General features: G+C 65.8%; 14 protein-coding genes. 4 read left to right on the top strand and 10 right to left on the bottom strand.

Annotation, left to right across the window (positions count from 1 at the left end):
- Positions 1-344: 344 nt before the first annotated feature.
- Positions 345-1,064 carry a glycoside hydrolase domain-containing protein gene (locus G6N55_RS25515; RefSeq protein ID WP_085220808.1) on the bottom strand — a complete coding sequence of 240 codons (720 nt, stop codon included), beginning with the start codon at positions 1,062-1,064 and terminating at the stop codon, positions 345-347.
- Positions 1,065-1,396: 332 nt separating this feature from the next.
- Here G6N55_RS25515 and G6N55_RS25510 point away from each other — a divergent pair, with 332 nt between their 5' ends.
- Positions 1,397-2,548: an aromatic ring-hydroxylating oxygenase subunit alpha gene (locus G6N55_RS25510; protein WP_085220809.1), complete on the top strand. Its 1,152-nt coding sequence runs from the start codon at positions 1,397-1,399 to the stop codon at positions 2,546-2,548.
- On the opposite strand, the gene G6N55_RS25505 is transcribed toward G6N55_RS25510, so the two are convergent.
- A complete protein-coding gene (locus G6N55_RS25505) occupies positions 2,531-3,883 on the bottom strand; it encodes a lipocalin-like domain-containing protein (RefSeq protein WP_085220810.1) in 1,353 nt (450 codons plus the stop codon). The two genes, G6N55_RS25510 and G6N55_RS25505, sit on opposite strands and share 18 nt — an antisense overlap.
- Before the next feature lie 101 nt (positions 3,884-3,984).
- On the opposite strand from G6N55_RS25505, the gene G6N55_RS25500 reads away from it, so the two are divergent.
- The gene (locus G6N55_RS25500) at positions 3,985-5,463 is read left to right on the top strand and encodes an aldehyde dehydrogenase (protein WP_085220811.1); all 1,479 of its coding nucleotides are present in this window, start codon (positions 3,985-3,987) and stop codon (positions 5,461-5,463) included.
- Between the two features lie 85 nt (positions 5,464-5,548).
- On the opposite strand, the gene G6N55_RS25495 is transcribed toward G6N55_RS25500, so the two are convergent.
- From G6N55_RS25495 to G6N55_RS25475, 5 genes are all read right to left on the bottom strand, one after another.
- A complete protein-coding gene (locus G6N55_RS25495; RefSeq protein ID WP_085220812.1) occupies positions 5,549-5,986 on the bottom strand; it encodes a MaoC family dehydratase in 438 nt (145 codons plus the stop codon).
- Positions 5,983-6,456, bottom strand: a complete 474-nt coding sequence (locus tag G6N55_RS25490) for an FAS1-like dehydratase domain-containing protein (protein WP_372517623.1) — start codon at positions 6,454-6,456, stop codon at positions 5,983-5,985. Before G6N55_RS25490 ends, G6N55_RS25495 begins: the two co-directional genes overlap by 4 nt.
- A 70-nt stretch (positions 6,457-6,526) precedes the next feature.
- A complete protein-coding gene (locus G6N55_RS25485; RefSeq protein ID WP_085220814.1) occupies positions 6,527-6,952 on the bottom strand; it encodes a nuclear transport factor 2 family protein in 426 nt (141 codons plus the stop codon).
- Positions 6,953-7,013: 61 nt separating this feature from the next.
- Entirely contained in the window at positions 7,014-8,576 is a 1,563-nt protein-coding gene (locus tag G6N55_RS25480; protein WP_085220815.1) for an AMP-binding protein, read from the bottom strand.
- On the bottom strand, positions 8,576-9,685 hold the full coding sequence (locus G6N55_RS25475; RefSeq protein ID WP_085221231.1) for a Rieske 2Fe-2S domain-containing protein: 1,110 nt from the start codon (positions 9,683-9,685) through the stop codon (positions 8,576-8,578). The genes G6N55_RS25480 and G6N55_RS25475 overlap by 1 nt, the downstream gene beginning before the upstream one ends.
- Before the next feature lie 83 nt (positions 9,686-9,768).
- Here G6N55_RS25475 and G6N55_RS25470 point away from each other — a divergent pair, with 83 nt between their 5' ends.
- Entirely contained in the window at positions 9,769-11,067 is a 1,299-nt protein-coding gene (locus tag G6N55_RS25470; protein ID WP_372517602.1) for a cytochrome P450, read from the top strand.
- Here the strand turns inward: G6N55_RS25470 and G6N55_RS25465 are convergent, their stop codons facing one another.
- The 3 genes from G6N55_RS25465 to G6N55_RS25455 are packed head-to-tail and all read right to left on the bottom strand — an operon-like array spanning position 11,068 to position 14,120.
- Complete coding sequence (locus G6N55_RS25465) at positions 11,068-11,493, bottom strand: nuclear transport factor 2 family protein (RefSeq protein WP_085220817.1); 426 nt, start codon at positions 11,491-11,493, stop codon at positions 11,068-11,070.
- A 32-nt stretch (positions 11,494-11,525) separates the two neighbouring features.
- A complete protein-coding gene (locus G6N55_RS25460) occupies positions 11,526-11,717 on the bottom strand; it encodes a ferredoxin (RefSeq protein ID WP_085220818.1) in 192 nt (63 codons plus the stop codon).
- Positions 11,718-11,729: 12 nt separating this feature from the next.
- Entirely contained in the window at positions 11,730-14,120 is a 2,391-nt protein-coding gene (locus tag G6N55_RS25455; RefSeq protein WP_085220819.1) for a CaiB/BaiF CoA-transferase family protein, read from the bottom strand.
- A gap of 124 nt (positions 14,121-14,244) precedes the next feature.
- Here G6N55_RS25455 and G6N55_RS25450 point away from each other — a divergent pair, with 124 nt between their 5' ends.
- A complete protein-coding gene (locus tag G6N55_RS25450; RefSeq protein WP_085220820.1) occupies positions 14,245-15,066 on the top strand; it encodes a FadR/GntR family transcriptional regulator in 822 nt (273 codons plus the stop codon).
- The last annotated feature ends 17 nt before the right edge of the window (positions 15,067-15,083 follow it).

Below are 15,083 nucleotides of genomic sequence, written 5' to 3'. Positions count from 1 at the left end.
TTCTGCGCAGATCGGTTACTGGTGAGTTCTACGCACGGGTAACCGTGTCGTGGGTAACACCCGGATTAACCGGCCTTCCGGGTATCCAGAACAAACGTCCTGCATGCAGGTGGTTACGGTCGAGTAGCTATAACTGCGCTGTTCAAGGCGGCATTGTTATCAAATCGTGATGTTAAGAATTTGTAGTGCGCGCCGCCCGTCGCGCCGCGGCGGCCGAGCCGTCTCGCTCCAGCCGCAGTCCGCGCGGCGCGACAAACGGCGAACGAGTGTTTGCTGGAATCGGCTTGCGCAAGCCCGGCCGGATGGGCTACTGGTTCAGAAATCTGTGCGAGGACGCGCGGTTGCTAGGCCCACTGCCCGAATTGCGGCTTGAGGATCTCGTTGATGTCCACCCCAACACCGCCCACGCTGCGCTTATCGATCTCGACCTGGTGCAAATTGGCCGCCGGATGGGCGTAGCCCTTGGGCGAGCCCCAGTTGTGCTGCCAGAAGCAGGAGCCCAGGCCGTCGTGCAGCGCCCAGTCGATCGTCTTCGCGTTGCCGTAAACGCCCGTCCGCTGGTGCCCGATCACTGACTCCCAGGACCGCAGGTAGGGCGCGATCTGGCTTTTGTACTGCTCGTAGGACGGGTCGTCGTCGATCGACGCGTAAATCGGCGCCTCGGGCGGGCCACCGGCGGCGGCGTGCAGCTCCATGCCCCGCTGGGCGTGTTGCAGCCCGGCGTTGGCGCCGCCCAGCCAGTCGGCGGAATTGCCCTTGCCGTACTGGTAGCAGGAGACAATCTTGAGCCCGTTGCTGTGCAGGTCACGAGCCTCGGCGACCTGGATCGGCTTGCCCAGCATCCAGTTACCGCCCGGCCGCCGGTCGGAAACGTAGCGGATCGACCCCACGGCGCCGGCGGCGCGGATCTGGCTGGCCGGGATCACGCCCGCGGCGTAGTCCAACAAGGTGCCCAGCGATGCCGAGGCCGTCGGGGCGCCCAACGACGACGCCGCGACGCCCAGGCCGACCAAGGCCGGGGTCGCCGCCGCGAATTTGAGCACGTCACGACGTGAGATCGACACATCGGACAGGGTACGACACAAACATCAATAGACACATCAATCACACTGGTTACAGGTTTGTCACTTCCGGGCATCGCGTGTTTAGTTCGCTGCCGTCCCATCAGTCACAGCTGCACCGGCGCGGGGATCGAGTGTTGCATGACGGCGCCGAGTGTGCGTCCAGGGCGGCGAATGTGCGGCGTCGGCGCTGGGTGCGCGCGCAGGGCGGTGACACGCCGGGGAAGACCGCCGCAACGTAACACCGAAAACAATGAGCGCACACCAGACGCTCGACGGACCCATTGTTATTGTCACTATTAACTTTATAAAGTTAGCGTCAGAGGGGGCTTCGAATGGACCATGACCAGCTCATCGACCTGACCCGACGGGCCTTGAAGTTGGCCCGCGACAAGACAACCGACCTGGCTCCGCGACCGCACACCGTCGACGCCGGCGAGTACACATCGATGCAGCGCCACCTCAGCGACAGGGCGTTGTTGTTGGCCAGCCCGCAACTGGTCGGCTACGTCTCGGAGCTCGCCGAGCCCGCCGCTTACTGCACCAAGACAGTGATGGGGCGGTCGATCCTGCTCACCAGAACATCCGATGGGTCGGTCCGCGCATTCGACAATGTCTGCCTGCACCGCCAGTCGCCGGTGGTGACGGGCTGCGGCACCGCGAAGCGATTCAGCTGCCCGTACCACGCCTGGACCTACGACAACACCGGCAAGCTGGTCGGCCTGCCGGGCCGGGAGGGCTTCCCGGATACGACGGTCAAGTCCGACGCATTGACCGAACTCCCCGCCGCCGAGTTCGCCGGGTTCCTCTGGGTGGCGCTGGACAAGGACGCCACCCTGGACGTCGCCGCGCATCTGGGACCGCTGGCCGACGAACTCGACTCGTGGGGCATCGGGCGCTGGTCTCCGCTGGGCGAGAAGGTGCTCGACGCCCCGATCAACTGGAAGCTGGCCGTCGACACCTTCGCCGAGAACTACCACTTCGCCACCGTGCACCGCGACACCTTCGCCACCATTGCCCGCAGCAACTGCACGGTTTTCGATTCCTACGGACCCCACCATCGATTGATCTTCCCGCTCAACGCGATCCTCGAGCTGGAGAATGTTCCCGAGGAGCAGTGGGACCCGTTCCACAACATGGTGGTGATCTACGCGTTGTTCCCCAACATCGTGCTGTCGGTGACGATCGCCAACGGCGAGCTGTTCCGGATCTACCCCGGCGACGAGCCGGGCAGATCGATTACCGTGCACCAGAATTCGACGCCGCTCGACATCTCCGACGAATCGGTGGCGGCCGGCGCTCAAGCCGTGTTCGAGTATGCGCACGCCACTGTGCGCGACGAAGACTACCGGCTGGTCGAGGGGCTGCAGGCCAATCTCAGTTCGGGCGCTCGCGATCACCTGGTGTTCGGCCGCAACGAGCCGGGGTTGCAGCATCGCCACATCGCGTGGGCCGAGGCGCTGGCCGCCTCAGCTGCCGGCGGCTGACTCCACCTCGGACAGTGCCGCGATCAGATCGTCGAGAAGCGTTGCGAGCGTGTCGTTTTGCACGGGACGCGCGCCGTTGAGCAATTCCACGGCCGCGCCCCGACGGCCCGCGGCCACCAACGGCACCAGCTGATCGACCACCGACTGCAAACCCGGGTCGACGTCGGCCACGGTGGTGGCCAGCACTTCGACCAGCTCCCAGTCCCGATATAGCGCCAACGAGCGCTCGTTGAACGCGAAGCCGCTCACCGGTTTACCCCACAGCGTCCCCTGGTAGCGGTACGGGCCTTCCATGTACTCGATGGGCAGGCCGTGCGCGGGCGCCGGCACCAGCGGCTCGCCGACGAGATCCAGTTGCAGTGTGGCGCAGGTGATCCGGTGCCGGTCGGGCATGTACCGGGCCGGCGCCAGCGGCCGCACCAGGGGCCGCACCGTCGTCGGCCATTTCACGTAGCTGCTGACGGTCACCTCCACGTCCTCGGCGCACTCCGGCGCAATGGCGGGGTCGGGATGGCACGTCGTCACACCGGTAAAGGGTTGCAGCTCATTGCCGTTCGTACGATCGAACTGCCGCCAGATGCTCAGGTCGACGCCGTTGTCGAAATTGATCGTGCGCCATTCGTGCGAGCGGGCCCGCGGGTCTCCCCCGCTTCCGCCGCCGCCGGCATACTTCGGGAACCACTGCCGGTCGACGTGTCCGGCGCTGCCGGAAACCTGCTCGATCGTCTCCCCCCAGCGCAGCGTCCCGCTCATCGACATCCCGGTCTGGAAATACGAGTAGGTGTCCTTTTGACCGAAGCAGACGATCTTCCCGTTGTAGGTCGACGCCCCCACCGGCACCGGCGCGCGCGTCGGGGTGACGACCAAGTCCAACCGCATGGACCGGCCCTGGTGATCCCGGCCGACCAGACTGACTCGATACGTGTAAGGCAGCAACCGGTCCTCGGCGTCACGGCAGGTGGTCCACGACGCGGTGCCGGCACTGCTGTGATAGCTGATGTCGAGATAGCCTGCGGCCATGGACAATTTGCGCTGAGCGCCCGGCTCCATGTTCTTCGGCGGCATGTCGTAATCGGTGTAGGTGCCGTAATCACCGGTGTCGAGGTCGAACAGCGCCATTGTGTAGAAGTCGGCGACGACGGTTCCCCCGGGTTGGTTCTTGTTGAAGATCGTCAGGAACGCAAACGACCGGTCGCTCTCGACGGCCTGGAGTTGTCCGGCGATGAACCACGTGTCGGACTCCTGGTCCGGGTGTTCGCCCTCGGCGGCGGGAAAATCCAGCTGGTCGTCACCGGGCACCAGCTGATACGGGTAACTGCGCCAGTCGGTATTCATCTCGGCTTCCCTGCCACGGCGCTATCTTTCATTTTTGCTATGTTAGCGTCAATAGCGAAGTTACGGTCACGGCCTCATCCCCTCCCCAAGGAAGTGCCCCGATGAGAGAAAAATCCGACCATCGGACCTATGCCGAACTGTTCATCGGAGGGCAGTGGCGCAAGCCCTTCAACCCGAGCCAGCTCGCCGTCATCTCCCCGCATACCGAAGAGCCGATCGGCCACGTCCAAGCCGCCGGTCCCGAGGATGTCGATGCCGCGGTCACCGCCGCGCGACAGGCTTTCGACCATGGCCCCTGGCCACGATTGACCCACGCCGAACGGATGGTCAAGGTCGAGGAATTCGCCGCGATCTATGCCGGCCACGTCGACGAGATGGCCGACCTGATCACCGACGAGATGGGCTCCCCACGCACCTTCAGCCGGATGGGCCAGGGAGCGGCCGCGGCAGCCTTGATCCACCTCACGCTGGCCGCCGCCCGTGCCTTCCCCTGGGCGGAACGCCGCCAAGGCGTGCTCGGCGAAGTGCACCTGCGCCGGGCCCCGGTCGGGGTGGTCGGGGCGATCGTGCCGTGGAATGTGCCGCAATTCCTGATCATGCCCAAGCTCATCCCGGCCCTGATCGCCGGCTGCACGGTCATCATCAAGCCCGCGCCCGAAACACCTTTGGACGCTTTGTGGTTGGCCGAAATGATCGAGCAGGTCGGCCTGCCCGACGGCGTGGTGTCGGTGCTGCCCGGCGGTACCGACGTGGGTGAGGCGCTGGTGCGCCATCCCGGCGTGGACAAGATCTCGTTCACCGGTTCCAGCGCCGTCGGACGCCGCATCGCCGCGCTGTGCGGAGAGCAGCTCAAACGGGTGAGCCTGGAACTGGGCGGCAAGTCGGCGGCGATCATTCTCGACGACGCCGACATCGCCAAGACGGTGGCCGGGCTGAAGTCGGCCAGCCTGATGAACAACGGACAGGCCTGCGTCGCACAGACCCGCCTTTTGGTCAGCGAACAACGGCACGACGAGTTCGTCGACGCGCTGGCCGAGATGATGTCGAATCTCAACGTCGGGGATCCGACCGACGAGGCGACCGACATCGGGCCTCTGTTCGCTCAACGGCATCAACGCCAGGTGCAGGAGTACATCCGGTCCGGACAAAGCGAGGGCGCCCGCATCGTGCTCGGTGGCCTCAATACCGCACAAGACAGTCCGGCCGAGCGCGGCTGGTACGTGCGGCCAACGCTTTTCGTCGACGCGACGAACGACATGCGCATTGCGCGCGAAGAGATCTTCGGACCGGTGTTGACCGTGCTGCGCTATCGCGACGAATCCGACGCGGTCCGCATCGCCAACGAAAGCAACTACGGTCTGGCCGGATCGGTGTGGACCTCGGACATCGCCCACGGCCTGGACGTCGCCGCCAGTGTGCGCGCGGGCACGTACGGCATCAACATGTATACGCTCGACATCGGCAGTCCGTTCGGCGGTTTCAAGCACTCGGGCATCGGCCGCGAATTCGGGCCGGAAGGCCTCGACGAGTATGTCGAGCTGCAGACGGTGATCGCCAAGGGCCAGCTGCCGCCGCTATAGATCGCTCGGCCACAACGGATTGCGGCCAAGGCGGGCAAGGAGTTTGGCCTGCACATCCGTGTCGCCGTGCACCGCGACTACGTCGTCATCCACCGGGCATCTGCAACGTGAGCTCGACCGGACAACACAGGGCGCCATGCTGGTTGGTCACTTCGATGATGATGTCGACCAGGCAGCGCGGTGGATCCACCGAGGTGTCGCGCCGCTTGGCCACCGCGCGGCCGCGGCCGATCATCGTGTCGCCGGCATAGACCGAACCGGCCAGCCGCAGCGAGCGGCGCACCACCCGGCTGCTCGGTCCGGCCCAATCGGTCGCGACGCGGTCGGCGAACCCGGCCAGATGCATGGTGTTGAGGTAAATCGTTGGGTTGCCCTGACTTTGGGCATACTCGGGGTCGAAATGGCCCGGGAAATAGTCCCACGTCGCTCCGGCGTTCTCCACCACCCGCTGGTAGCTGATCTCGTCGACCACCTCCGGCAGCTCGACGGGAACGGTGATCTCGTTCCAATCCAAGCCCGTCACTGCGGCGCTGCCGGGGTGAAGCGGAACAACGTATTCCGTGACCGGGCGACGACCGTGCCGTCCTGACGGCGGTAGGTCTCCAGCGTCTCGATGAAATGGCCGACACCCAGCCGGGTCCGTTTCTCCGGTGAGACCGACACCAATTCCTCGACACTGGTGAGCACGTCACCCTCGACGATGGGTTCGGGGAACTCGACGTCGTTGGCGGCGTTGATGAATGTGGTGCCCGGCAACGGCACTCGCAGGATCAGCGAGGCCGCGGGCCGCCGGCCGCCGGGCTCCCACGGCGGCGGTATCAGCCATCCCATCAACAGACCCGGCGGGGCCAGCAGGCCTCCCCACTGCTCCCGTGCGAACTCCGCGTCCCAGTACGAACGATTGCCGTCGTGAATCATAGAGGCGTACAACTGAATACGGGCCCCGCCGACCGGATTCACCGCCGTGCGCGGTTCGCTCGTCGCGCCGACCATGCGCAGCGCGTCTTCGTATGTGCCGAAGGCTAATTCGTAGCTGAGATCACGATCCACGAAGCGGTGCCGCTTACATGACAAGCGGGTGCCGGCTCGGCACCACATCCCAGGAGAGATTGCGCGACGTGTAGTACCAGCCACCGCGCTCGTAGATCAGCTCATCCCGGTAGGTTCCGGTGGCGCGCAGCGCGGTGTCCCCGAAGGCGGCGGAGAAAAGCACGGCGACACAACGCTGCATCGCGTGGACACCCTCGACGGCGATCTCGTGATCGATGGTCACCAAGCGTTGCCCTTCGCCGCCGTCGAACGCCAAACGCAGATCGGCGAAGAGTTCACCGTCGCGAACAAAGCTGGCACCGGAATGGCGGAACGTCGCGATCCAGCTATCGCGGTCGCCGTCGGAGTAAGCACGATTGTGCCGGGCGTTCAAATTCAAGATCGCATCGCGGCCGGTCGCAGCTTGCAGGAACTGTTCCTGCTGGTAGGACAACGTCATTTCTACTCGCCAGCCTCTCCCCGAAGGAAAAAAGAAAAGAACTACGTAACATCGACTTTACTTACCGCTTAACAATATATCCGTATTCTTCCCGATCCCAGACCTCAGAACTCAAACCCTTGGATCGCAGCAAATCTTTACGCACCCGTCCGATAACGTTCTTCGGGAGTTCGTTGACCTGGTCGACGTATCGGGGCACGCAGAAGTACGGCATCCGGCCGGCGCAGAAGTCGAGCAGCTCGGCGCAATCCAGCACGGCGTCCGGGCGCAGCGCGACCACGAGCAGGATGTCGTCCTCCCCCAATTCGCTGGGCACCCCGATCGCCGCGGCTTCGGCCACCGCCGGATGGCCCATGACGACGCGTTCCACTTCGGCCGAGGAGATGTTCTCCCCACGCCTGCGTAGCGAATCCTTGATCCGGTCCAGATACGTCAGGTTCTGATCGGCGTCGAGCCGGCCCAGATCTCCGGTGCGAAACCATTCCGGGTGCGGGTCCACCTGGGCGTCGCGGCCGACATAGCCCTCGCTCATCACGTGCGGGTACCTGGGCCGGCAGGCGATCTCGCCGACGGTGCCGACGGGCAGCGGGTTGCCGTCGTCGTCGACGATGCGCACGTCGAAGTTGGGATTGGGCCGGCCCGACGTGCCGGGGACGCCCTCGTCGGCCACGCCCTTGACCGCGATCGGGAAGGCCTCGGTCATCCCGTACATCGTGACAATGCGGCAGCCGTAACGCTTTTCGATGTCGTGATAGGAGCTCGCGTCGATCGGTGCGGCGGAGATGAACCGCAACGGCAGCTGCGCGTCACGCGGATCGGCGGGCAGGTTGTACAGCATCGACACCATCGCGCCGGCTCCGGCAAAGCCGACGGCGCCATGAGCGCGGATGTCGTCCCACACCTGGCCGGGGTGAAAAGACTGCGCCAGCACGGTCGTTGCGCCGGTCAGCATCGGGACCAGCACGCTCGGTGCGGCGCTCAGGTGGAACAACGGCATCGCCGTCCACAGCGCCTCCCCCGACCGCAACTCCCAGGACGACGCAACGGTCGCGGCGACCGAGAACAGGTAATTCCAGGTCGTGGCAACGGCTTTGGACGGTCCGGTGGTGCCCGACGTGTAGAACAGCGCTCCCACCTCGTCGGGCTCCCCGGGATCGTCGATACAGCTGGCTGCGCGCGTAAGCGCGTGGCTCAGCGAATCATCTTGCACCACAATGTCGGTCACCGTGTCCAGCCGGTCGGCGACCTCGTCGACGCGGGCCCGGCGCTCGGCGTCGGTGAGAATCACCTTGGCCCGCGACAACTGCAGGGTGTGCTTCAGGAAGTCCCCCTTGTTGGCGGCGTTGACCGCCCCGCTCACCGCGCCGATGCGGGCCGCGCCCAGCCAGAAGTACACCCATTCCGGGCAGGTGCCGGTGAACAGTGCCACCCCGTCGCCGCGGCCCACCCCCAATTCGCGCAGCAGCTCGGCCGCCGCGCGGGAGCGCCGCCGCATCTGCTCGAACGTGACCTCGGTACCGGCGATCGACATCATCACGCGATCGGGGTGCTGCTGGGCCCGGCGATCCAGCACGGCCGGGACGGTGAAGCGATCGACGCCGAAATCGGCGGGCCCCAAAGGCATTAGGCTTTCGCGGCCGCCGGGTCGGGTTCGCCTCCGGCGGTGTATCCGAAGTCGCTCGGTGAGGGCTCCGTGCCCGGGTAGAAGCGGTGCGCCCAGCGGCGCAGGGCCGCGTAGTCGTGTGCCTCTTCGGGAGCCAGGTTCGGCTTCTCCAGGTACTTCATGTTCTCCCAGGTGAAGAAGTCCTGTTTGATGACTTCTTGCTGCAGCGCCAGGAATTTCGCGGCGCGGCCGGTCGGCTTGTCACCGCTGTCGCCGGGCTCGCGGACGGAAGCCTGCGTGTAGAAGTAGTCGGTGTAGTGCTCGTCGACCGGCGTCTGCCCGGTGACCTCGATGGTGGCCACCAAGTCACTCGGGAACCGGACGAGCCCCAGCCCCAACGAGTAGTTGTCGTAGATGATCTTGGCGTCGACCGGCCCGTTGGGGGTCAGCCACGTCTTGGCCCGGCCCCCACCGAAGTGGGCGTTGACGGTGGCATGCAGGTGATAGCCGGCCACCTCGAACGAGGCGGTGTTGGCGGGATTGGCGGCCTTGTGCACGTACTGCACGTGATAGGGGTCGGCCGCATTCTCGATGATCATCTGCGCGTGCACCTTGACCCGGTTGAGCATCCGGCTGTGCGGGTGCAGCGGGTAGTACTCGCCGGTCTCCAGTTCGGGCAGCGCGGGCGGCTGCCAGTACGGCGCCCGGCCGTGGCGTTCGTGCCAGACCAGGATGAAGCCGTACCACTGGATGGTCGGGTAGGTCCGGATTCGAACATTGTTCTTGCAGCCGATCTTGCTGTACGGGATCAGCGCGTTGCTGCCGTCGCCGCGCCATTGCCAGCCGTGCCAGGGACAGACGATGTTCTCGTCTTCGACGGTCCCGCCGACGCCCATGTTGGCGCCGAGGTGCTGGCAGTACGCGTCCAGCACGCTGACCTTGCCGGAAGCGGTGCGGAACAGCACCAGCTCCTCACCGAAGTAGTGCAGTCGCTTGACGTCGCCGGGCTTCACGTCGCTGGCGAAGGCAACAATGAACCACCCGGTCGGGTACCGATAGGTGGACAGCGCAATGCCAGAGGGTCCGAACTCACGTTCCGACGGGTCTGACTCTGGAATCGTATTCGTCACGAGAACTCCGTTTCCCACGCGGCCGGGCCGCTCTTACCTCACCGCGTTTCGACGACTAAAGTCTATTTTTACTATTTTAAGCATTGAACGTCAACGCGGCGCCAGCGGGTCGCCGCGTGTTGCCAGAGCGAGCGGAGTTGCGCATGACTGCTGCTGCAGTGGACCTATCCGATTTCGCCTTGTGGCGTAACGGTTTTCCGGACGAGTTGTTCGCCGAATTGCGGCACACCAGACGGCTTTTCCGGCACGGCCTGACGCCCGGCGTGGCCCAGACCGTGCGCCGAGATTTCTGGGTGGCGACCAAACACCGGCACGCGGTCCGCCTGCACCGCGACACCGAGTCGTTCACAGCGGGCGGCGGCCCATTGATCCAGCCGGTCGCCATGTTCTCGTCGTACCCGACCATCATCACGCTGGACCCGCCGGACCTGAACAAGCGCCGCAAACTCATCTCCAACGCCTTCAATCCGCGGGCGATCGCCAAGCTGGAGGACGGCATTCGGGCGCGGGCGGCGCAGATGATCGACCGCCTGCTCGCCAAGGGTGGTGGCGACTGGATCGAGGACGTCGCGGACGCGTTGCCGATGACGGTGATAGGCGACATCATCGGCATCCCCGAGGAGGACCGGCCGCGAATCTTCGACATCTTCGACCGCATCCTCAAGGCAATGGCGCCCGAGGCGGGCCCGAGCGGGCAGGCGGAACTCGAGCTCTTCGCCTCGGTCTTCGGGTACGCGATGGAGCTCACCGCCGAAAAGCGGGGCAACCCCACCGACGACATCTGGAGCACGCTGGCATCCGCGGTGATCACCGGTGACGACGGCGAGCAGTTCAGCCTGCCCGAAAACGAGCTGGAGTTCTTCTTCTTCGTGCTGGCATTCGCCGGCAGTGACACCACCAAAAACGCTCTGGCCATGGGACTGCAGGCGTTCGTCGCCAACCCGGAGCAGATCGAGCGCTATCGCGAGCAGGAAGCGCTGCGCCCCAGCGCCGTCGAGGAGGTGCTGCGCTGGGCGTCACCGGTGGCGTACTGGACCCGCACCGCGAAGGTCGACGTGGAGATGGACGGCCAGCACATCCCCGCGGGCGACCGGGTGGTGTCGATGCTGCGTTCGGCAAACCGCGACGAGGAAGTGTTCGAGTCCCCGTTCACCTTTGACATCGGCAGGCAACCCAACCCGCACGTCGCTTTCGGCGGGGGCGGGCCACACCACTGCCTGGGCGCGATGCTGGCGCGCGCCGAGCTGCGCGCGGTGCTCGACGAGCTACTGCTGCGCTGCGATCGCTTTGAAATCGGGCCCGCCACGGTGTCGTATCCGAACCTGACCACCAACATGTCGATCTATGACGAGATGGCGATCTCGCTGACCGCACGACGCTGATCAGTACGGGGCGGGCCCCTCGCCGAACGCGGCGAACACCGCGAGCGGATCCAGGTAATCGCGCCATCCCACGATCTTTCGGCCCTTGATCGTGATGACGGAGACGAATCGGTTGACGTAGGGCGCGCCCGTCTTCACGACGGTGCCGTGCATCGTGTACTCGAGAATCACCGTGGACCGCTCGGGGTCGAAGTAGCGGTGCACGTCGCTGCTGTGAGTCTGGACGATCGAATCCCCGTAATCGGCATACAGTTCGGCCAACGCTTCGCGCCCGACGATCTTCCTCGGATACGTCGGGACGGTGATGACGAACTCGACCACCGCATCCTCGGCGTGGATATCGAAAAAGTCGGTGCCGTCGACCAAACCGTCGAGGGCGCCGACGACTAGCTCGAAGTACGGCCCCATCGCGGCGTACTTCGCCATGTCTCCCGATGACAAGAAGGCCTCGCAGTTCCTCAGTCCTGCAACCGCAGTGCGGCCTTCGGGCACTGGTCCACCGCGGCGCGGACGTCGATCTCCCGGTCCGGCGCCACCTCGCCGTCCGCGATCTGCACCACGTCCTCGTCGCCGAGTTCGAAGATGTCCGGGGCGAGTGATTCACAGAAGCCTTGGGCTTCGCACAAGGTCTCGTCGACGGTCACGCGCATCAGTTGCCTCCTCTATAGGCCCTTGGGGCGGGTTCCGATGACCCCGCTGGCAGCGAGGTTCGCCAGTTCTTCGTCGGTCAGCCCGCACCGATCGCGCAGTACTTCTCCATTGTGCTCGCCCAGCAGCGGCGGCGGGCGCAATAGCCACCGATCCTGGCCGGACAGCGATGCGAACGGCGGGCATGGATAGCGGGCTGACCCGATACTCGCGTGTTGCAGCGTCTCGAAGAAACCCCGGTCGCACAGTTGGGGGTTCTCGGTCACCAGCGACGGCGAAACCACCGGCGCGGCGGGCACGCCCGCGCTTGCCAGCCGCTCGACCGTCGATTCCAGTGGCTGCGCGCCGAACCATTCCTGCAGCCGCTGGTCGATGTCGTCGGCCCGCTCGCGCCGGCCGTCGGCGGTGGCCAGACCCTCGTCACACCAGGACGGTCGCCCCATCACTTCGACGAGGGCCGACCACTGCTGGTCGTCGCGCACGGTGACCGCGATCCAATCGTCTTCGCCGGCACACCGGTAGAGGTTCTGGATCAATCCGCCGAAACCACGATTACCATTGCGGCTCAATGTCTTTCCGAATACCTCGGATTCGATCGCCTGTATCGCGGTGGCGTTCAGGACCGTTTCGAGCATCGGCAGCTCGAGCTGCTGACCGGTTCCGGTGCGTTCGGTGAAGCTCAGCGCGGCCAGCACGGCGAAGGCGGCGTGCACGCCGGCCAGCGGGTCGCAGGCGCCGCGCGGCGTCACGGGCGGGGCATCCGGCAGTCCGGTCACCCAGGCCAGGCCGGCGAGTTGTTCCATGGTGGGGGCGAATCCGACTCGTTCGCGCCAGGGGCCGTCCAGGCCGAACGCGGGCATTCGCGCAACGACGAGTTTGGGATTGACCTCGAGTAGCACGTCGGCGGTGAGCCCGAACTGATCCATCACCCGCGGGGAGAAGTTCTCGATCACGACGTCGGCGCCGGCCGCCAGTTTCTTGAACAGGCGGCGGCCTTCCTCGCAGCCCAAATCCAAGGTGACCGAACGCTTGTTGGTGTTCATCGCGTGGAACACCCAGCCGTACTCCCACCAGTCGTCCACGTCTTTGCGCATCCCGCCGGAGTACCGAATGCCGTCGGGGCGCTGGATAGACTCGACCTTGATCACCTCGGCGCCGAATGCCGCCAGCAGGTGGGTCGCCGCCGGCCCGGCCCAGAACGCGGTCAGGTCGACGATCCTCACGCCCTCCAGCGGCCGGGTCGGTGGCGCCGGCTTACCTTCGGATTCGACTGCGCGCCAGGGCGACTCGTCGTTGTCGGCGCCTGGGGCGGCGGTCTCGCCGACCGCAGGCGCCGCGCACGCCGACATCAGCCACGGCGGGCGGGGCTGGTGAAAGCCGGCGGGGTTGGGCAGGTATACCCCGCGTTCGGTGGCGTATTCCACCTCGCGGATCGTGGCGCCGTTGCCGAGCGCAGCGATCGGCAGCCGGAACAGTTGGCCGAGCTCGACGACCTCCGCGACGGTCCGTTCGGCAAGCCACGGGCCGATCTGCCCGCGGATCAGGTCGCGGTAGCCCCAGCGCCCGATCTGAAAACGCAGTTGCTCAATCTCTTCGAGCGCCGGGCACTCGACCATCGCCAGGAAGTCGAGCCACTGCTGGCCGGTGACCATGGTGATGCCGACGTAGCCGTCCTTGGCCGGCTCGATCGACGGGACCTCGGTGGTGCGGCTGATCGGCGGCACCCGCAGCAGCTGCGAATGCAGCCACTCGCTGCTCTGCATCAACGTCATCGCCTCGAGCATGGACAGATCGAGATGCTCACCGGGACCGCCGTGCTCGACGCGGCGGCGCACGGCCAGCGCGCCGAACGCGGCGAACACACCGCCCATGTACTCCCCCAGGTCGCCGCCGATCGAGATCGGGGGGCCGGCCGGGTCGCCGCGGAAACCGGGTGAGCCCGCCCAGGCCTGCAAGGTGAATTCGCTGGCAGCGCGGTCCGCATACGGTCCGGTCCAGCCGAAGTCGGAGATCGTGACGACGACCGCCCGCGGTGCATCCGCCAGCAGCCGGCCGACATCGATGCCCAGCGCCGCGGCGCGCGCCGCGCCGGCGGTGAGGATGATCACGTCGGCGCCCGCCAACTCGGCCCGCAATCGCCGCGAGCCGGGCGCAAAAGTCATGCTCTGCTTGCCGGCGTTGAGGTAGCTGTAGAACGGCGACGCCTGGCCGTCTGGCACCGGCGAACAGGACGCGGAATAGCGCCGCAGCCAATCTCCTTGCGGCGGTTCGATTTTGCGCACCTGCGCCCCGACGTCGACCAGCAACTTGCCGCAGTAGCTGCCAGCTATCCGGTCGCTGATCTCGACAACACGCAACTCATGCAGCGGTGTCGGATGGTCGTCAGACCCCTGGCTCAATTGCATCCGCCCTTCCGACCGACACGCGATCAGAGATGCTATTTATATCATTACTGCTAAAATAGCTAAGCCAGCTGAGTACGCGCACCGGGTGCCGCGACGCTCTCCCTGCCGCGACTGCGAGGATTGGATGCCCGCTCTGGGAATTGGGCCCGATGCCCGTCGCCGGTTGTCGGCGCCGAGGATCGCCGAAATCGTAGCCGACGAATTGCGTCGCCAGATCATCGACGGCGAGCTTGCCGACGGCGATCTCCTGCCACGCCAGGAAGTGCTGGTCGAACAGTTCAACGTCAGCCTGGTCTCGCTGCGCGAAGCCCTGCGCATCCTGGAAACCGAGGGCCTGGTCTCGGTGCGCCGCGGTAACCGCGGCGGCGCCGTGGTGCACGCACCGGCTAAGACCAGCGCGGCCTACATGCTGGGGCTGTTGCTGCAGAGCGAGTCCGTTCAGGTTGCCGACCTGGGCATGGCGCTGCAGGAACTTGAGCCCGCCTGCGCCGCGCTGGCGGCCCAGCGCCCGGACCGGGCGGACACCCTGGTGCCAGAGCTCAAGCAGGTCAACGATTCCATGGCCGAGCACCTCGACGACGGGCGCCTGTTCACCGAAATCGGCCGCCAGTTCCACGATCTCATCGTCCAGGGCTGCGGAAACCACACCATCATCGCAGTGGTCGGCAGCCTGGAAACGCTGTGGAGCAGTCACGAAAAGCAGTGGGCCGACGAGAGCGCGGCACGCGGCACCTATCCCTCGCTGACCCAGCGGCGTGCGGTGCTCAACACGCACATCAAGCTGGCCGAGACCATTGCGGAGGGTGACGTCGACCGTGCCCGGCGCATCGCGGGCCGTCACCTCGCCGATACCCAGACCTATGTGCTGGCCGGCCGGCCCACGCAACGGATCTATGCGCTGTCACCGCAGGCAATGTCACGCCCGCGGGATCTGCGGCAGTCCTGAGGAAGCCACTCATCGGC

It is taken from the genome of Mycobacterium florentinum, from assembly GCF_010730355.1.
Classification (GTDB): Bacteria; Actinomycetota; Actinomycetes; order Mycobacteriales; family Mycobacteriaceae; genus Mycobacterium; species Mycobacterium florentinum.
Note: the sequence above shows the minus strand (reverse complement) of the source record. Positions and strands in the feature narration are given on the sequence as shown.

Coding starts and splice junctions, on each gene's coding strand:
- G6N55_RS25510 (WP_085220809.1), top strand. CDS start 1,397: ATGGACCATGACCAGCTCATCGACCTGACCCGACGGGCCTTGAAGTTG.
- G6N55_RS25505 (WP_085220810.1), bottom strand. CDS start 3,883: ATGAATACCGACTGGCGCAGTTACCCGTATCAGCTGGTGCCCGGTGAC.
- G6N55_RS25500 (WP_085220811.1), top strand. CDS start 3,985: ATGAGAGAAAAATCCGACCATCGGACCTATGCCGAACTGTTCATCGGA.
- G6N55_RS25490 (WP_372517623.1), bottom strand. CDS start 6,456: ATGGTCGGCGCGACGAGCGAACCGCGCACGGCGGTGAATCCGGTCGGC.
- G6N55_RS25485 (WP_085220814.1), bottom strand. CDS start 6,952: ATGACGTTGTCCTACCAGCAGGAACAGTTCCTGCAAGCTGCGACCGGC.
- G6N55_RS25480 (WP_085220815.1), bottom strand. CDS start 8,576: ATGCCTTTGGGGCCCGCCGATTTCGGCGTCGATCGCTTCACCGTCCCG.
- G6N55_RS25465 (WP_085220817.1), bottom strand. CDS start 11,493: ATGGCGAAGTACGCCGCGATGGGGCCGTACTTCGAGCTAGTCGTCGGC.
- G6N55_RS25460 (WP_085220818.1), bottom strand. CDS start 11,717: ATGCGCGTGACCGTCGACGAGACCTTGTGCGAAGCCCAAGGCTTCTGT.
- G6N55_RS25455 (WP_085220819.1), bottom strand. CDS start 14,120: ATGCAATTGAGCCAGGGGTCTGACGACCATCCGACACCGCTGCATGAG.
- G6N55_RS25450 (WP_085220820.1), top strand. CDS start 14,245: ATGCCCGCTCTGGGAATTGGGCCCGATGCCCGTCGCCGGTTGTCGGCG.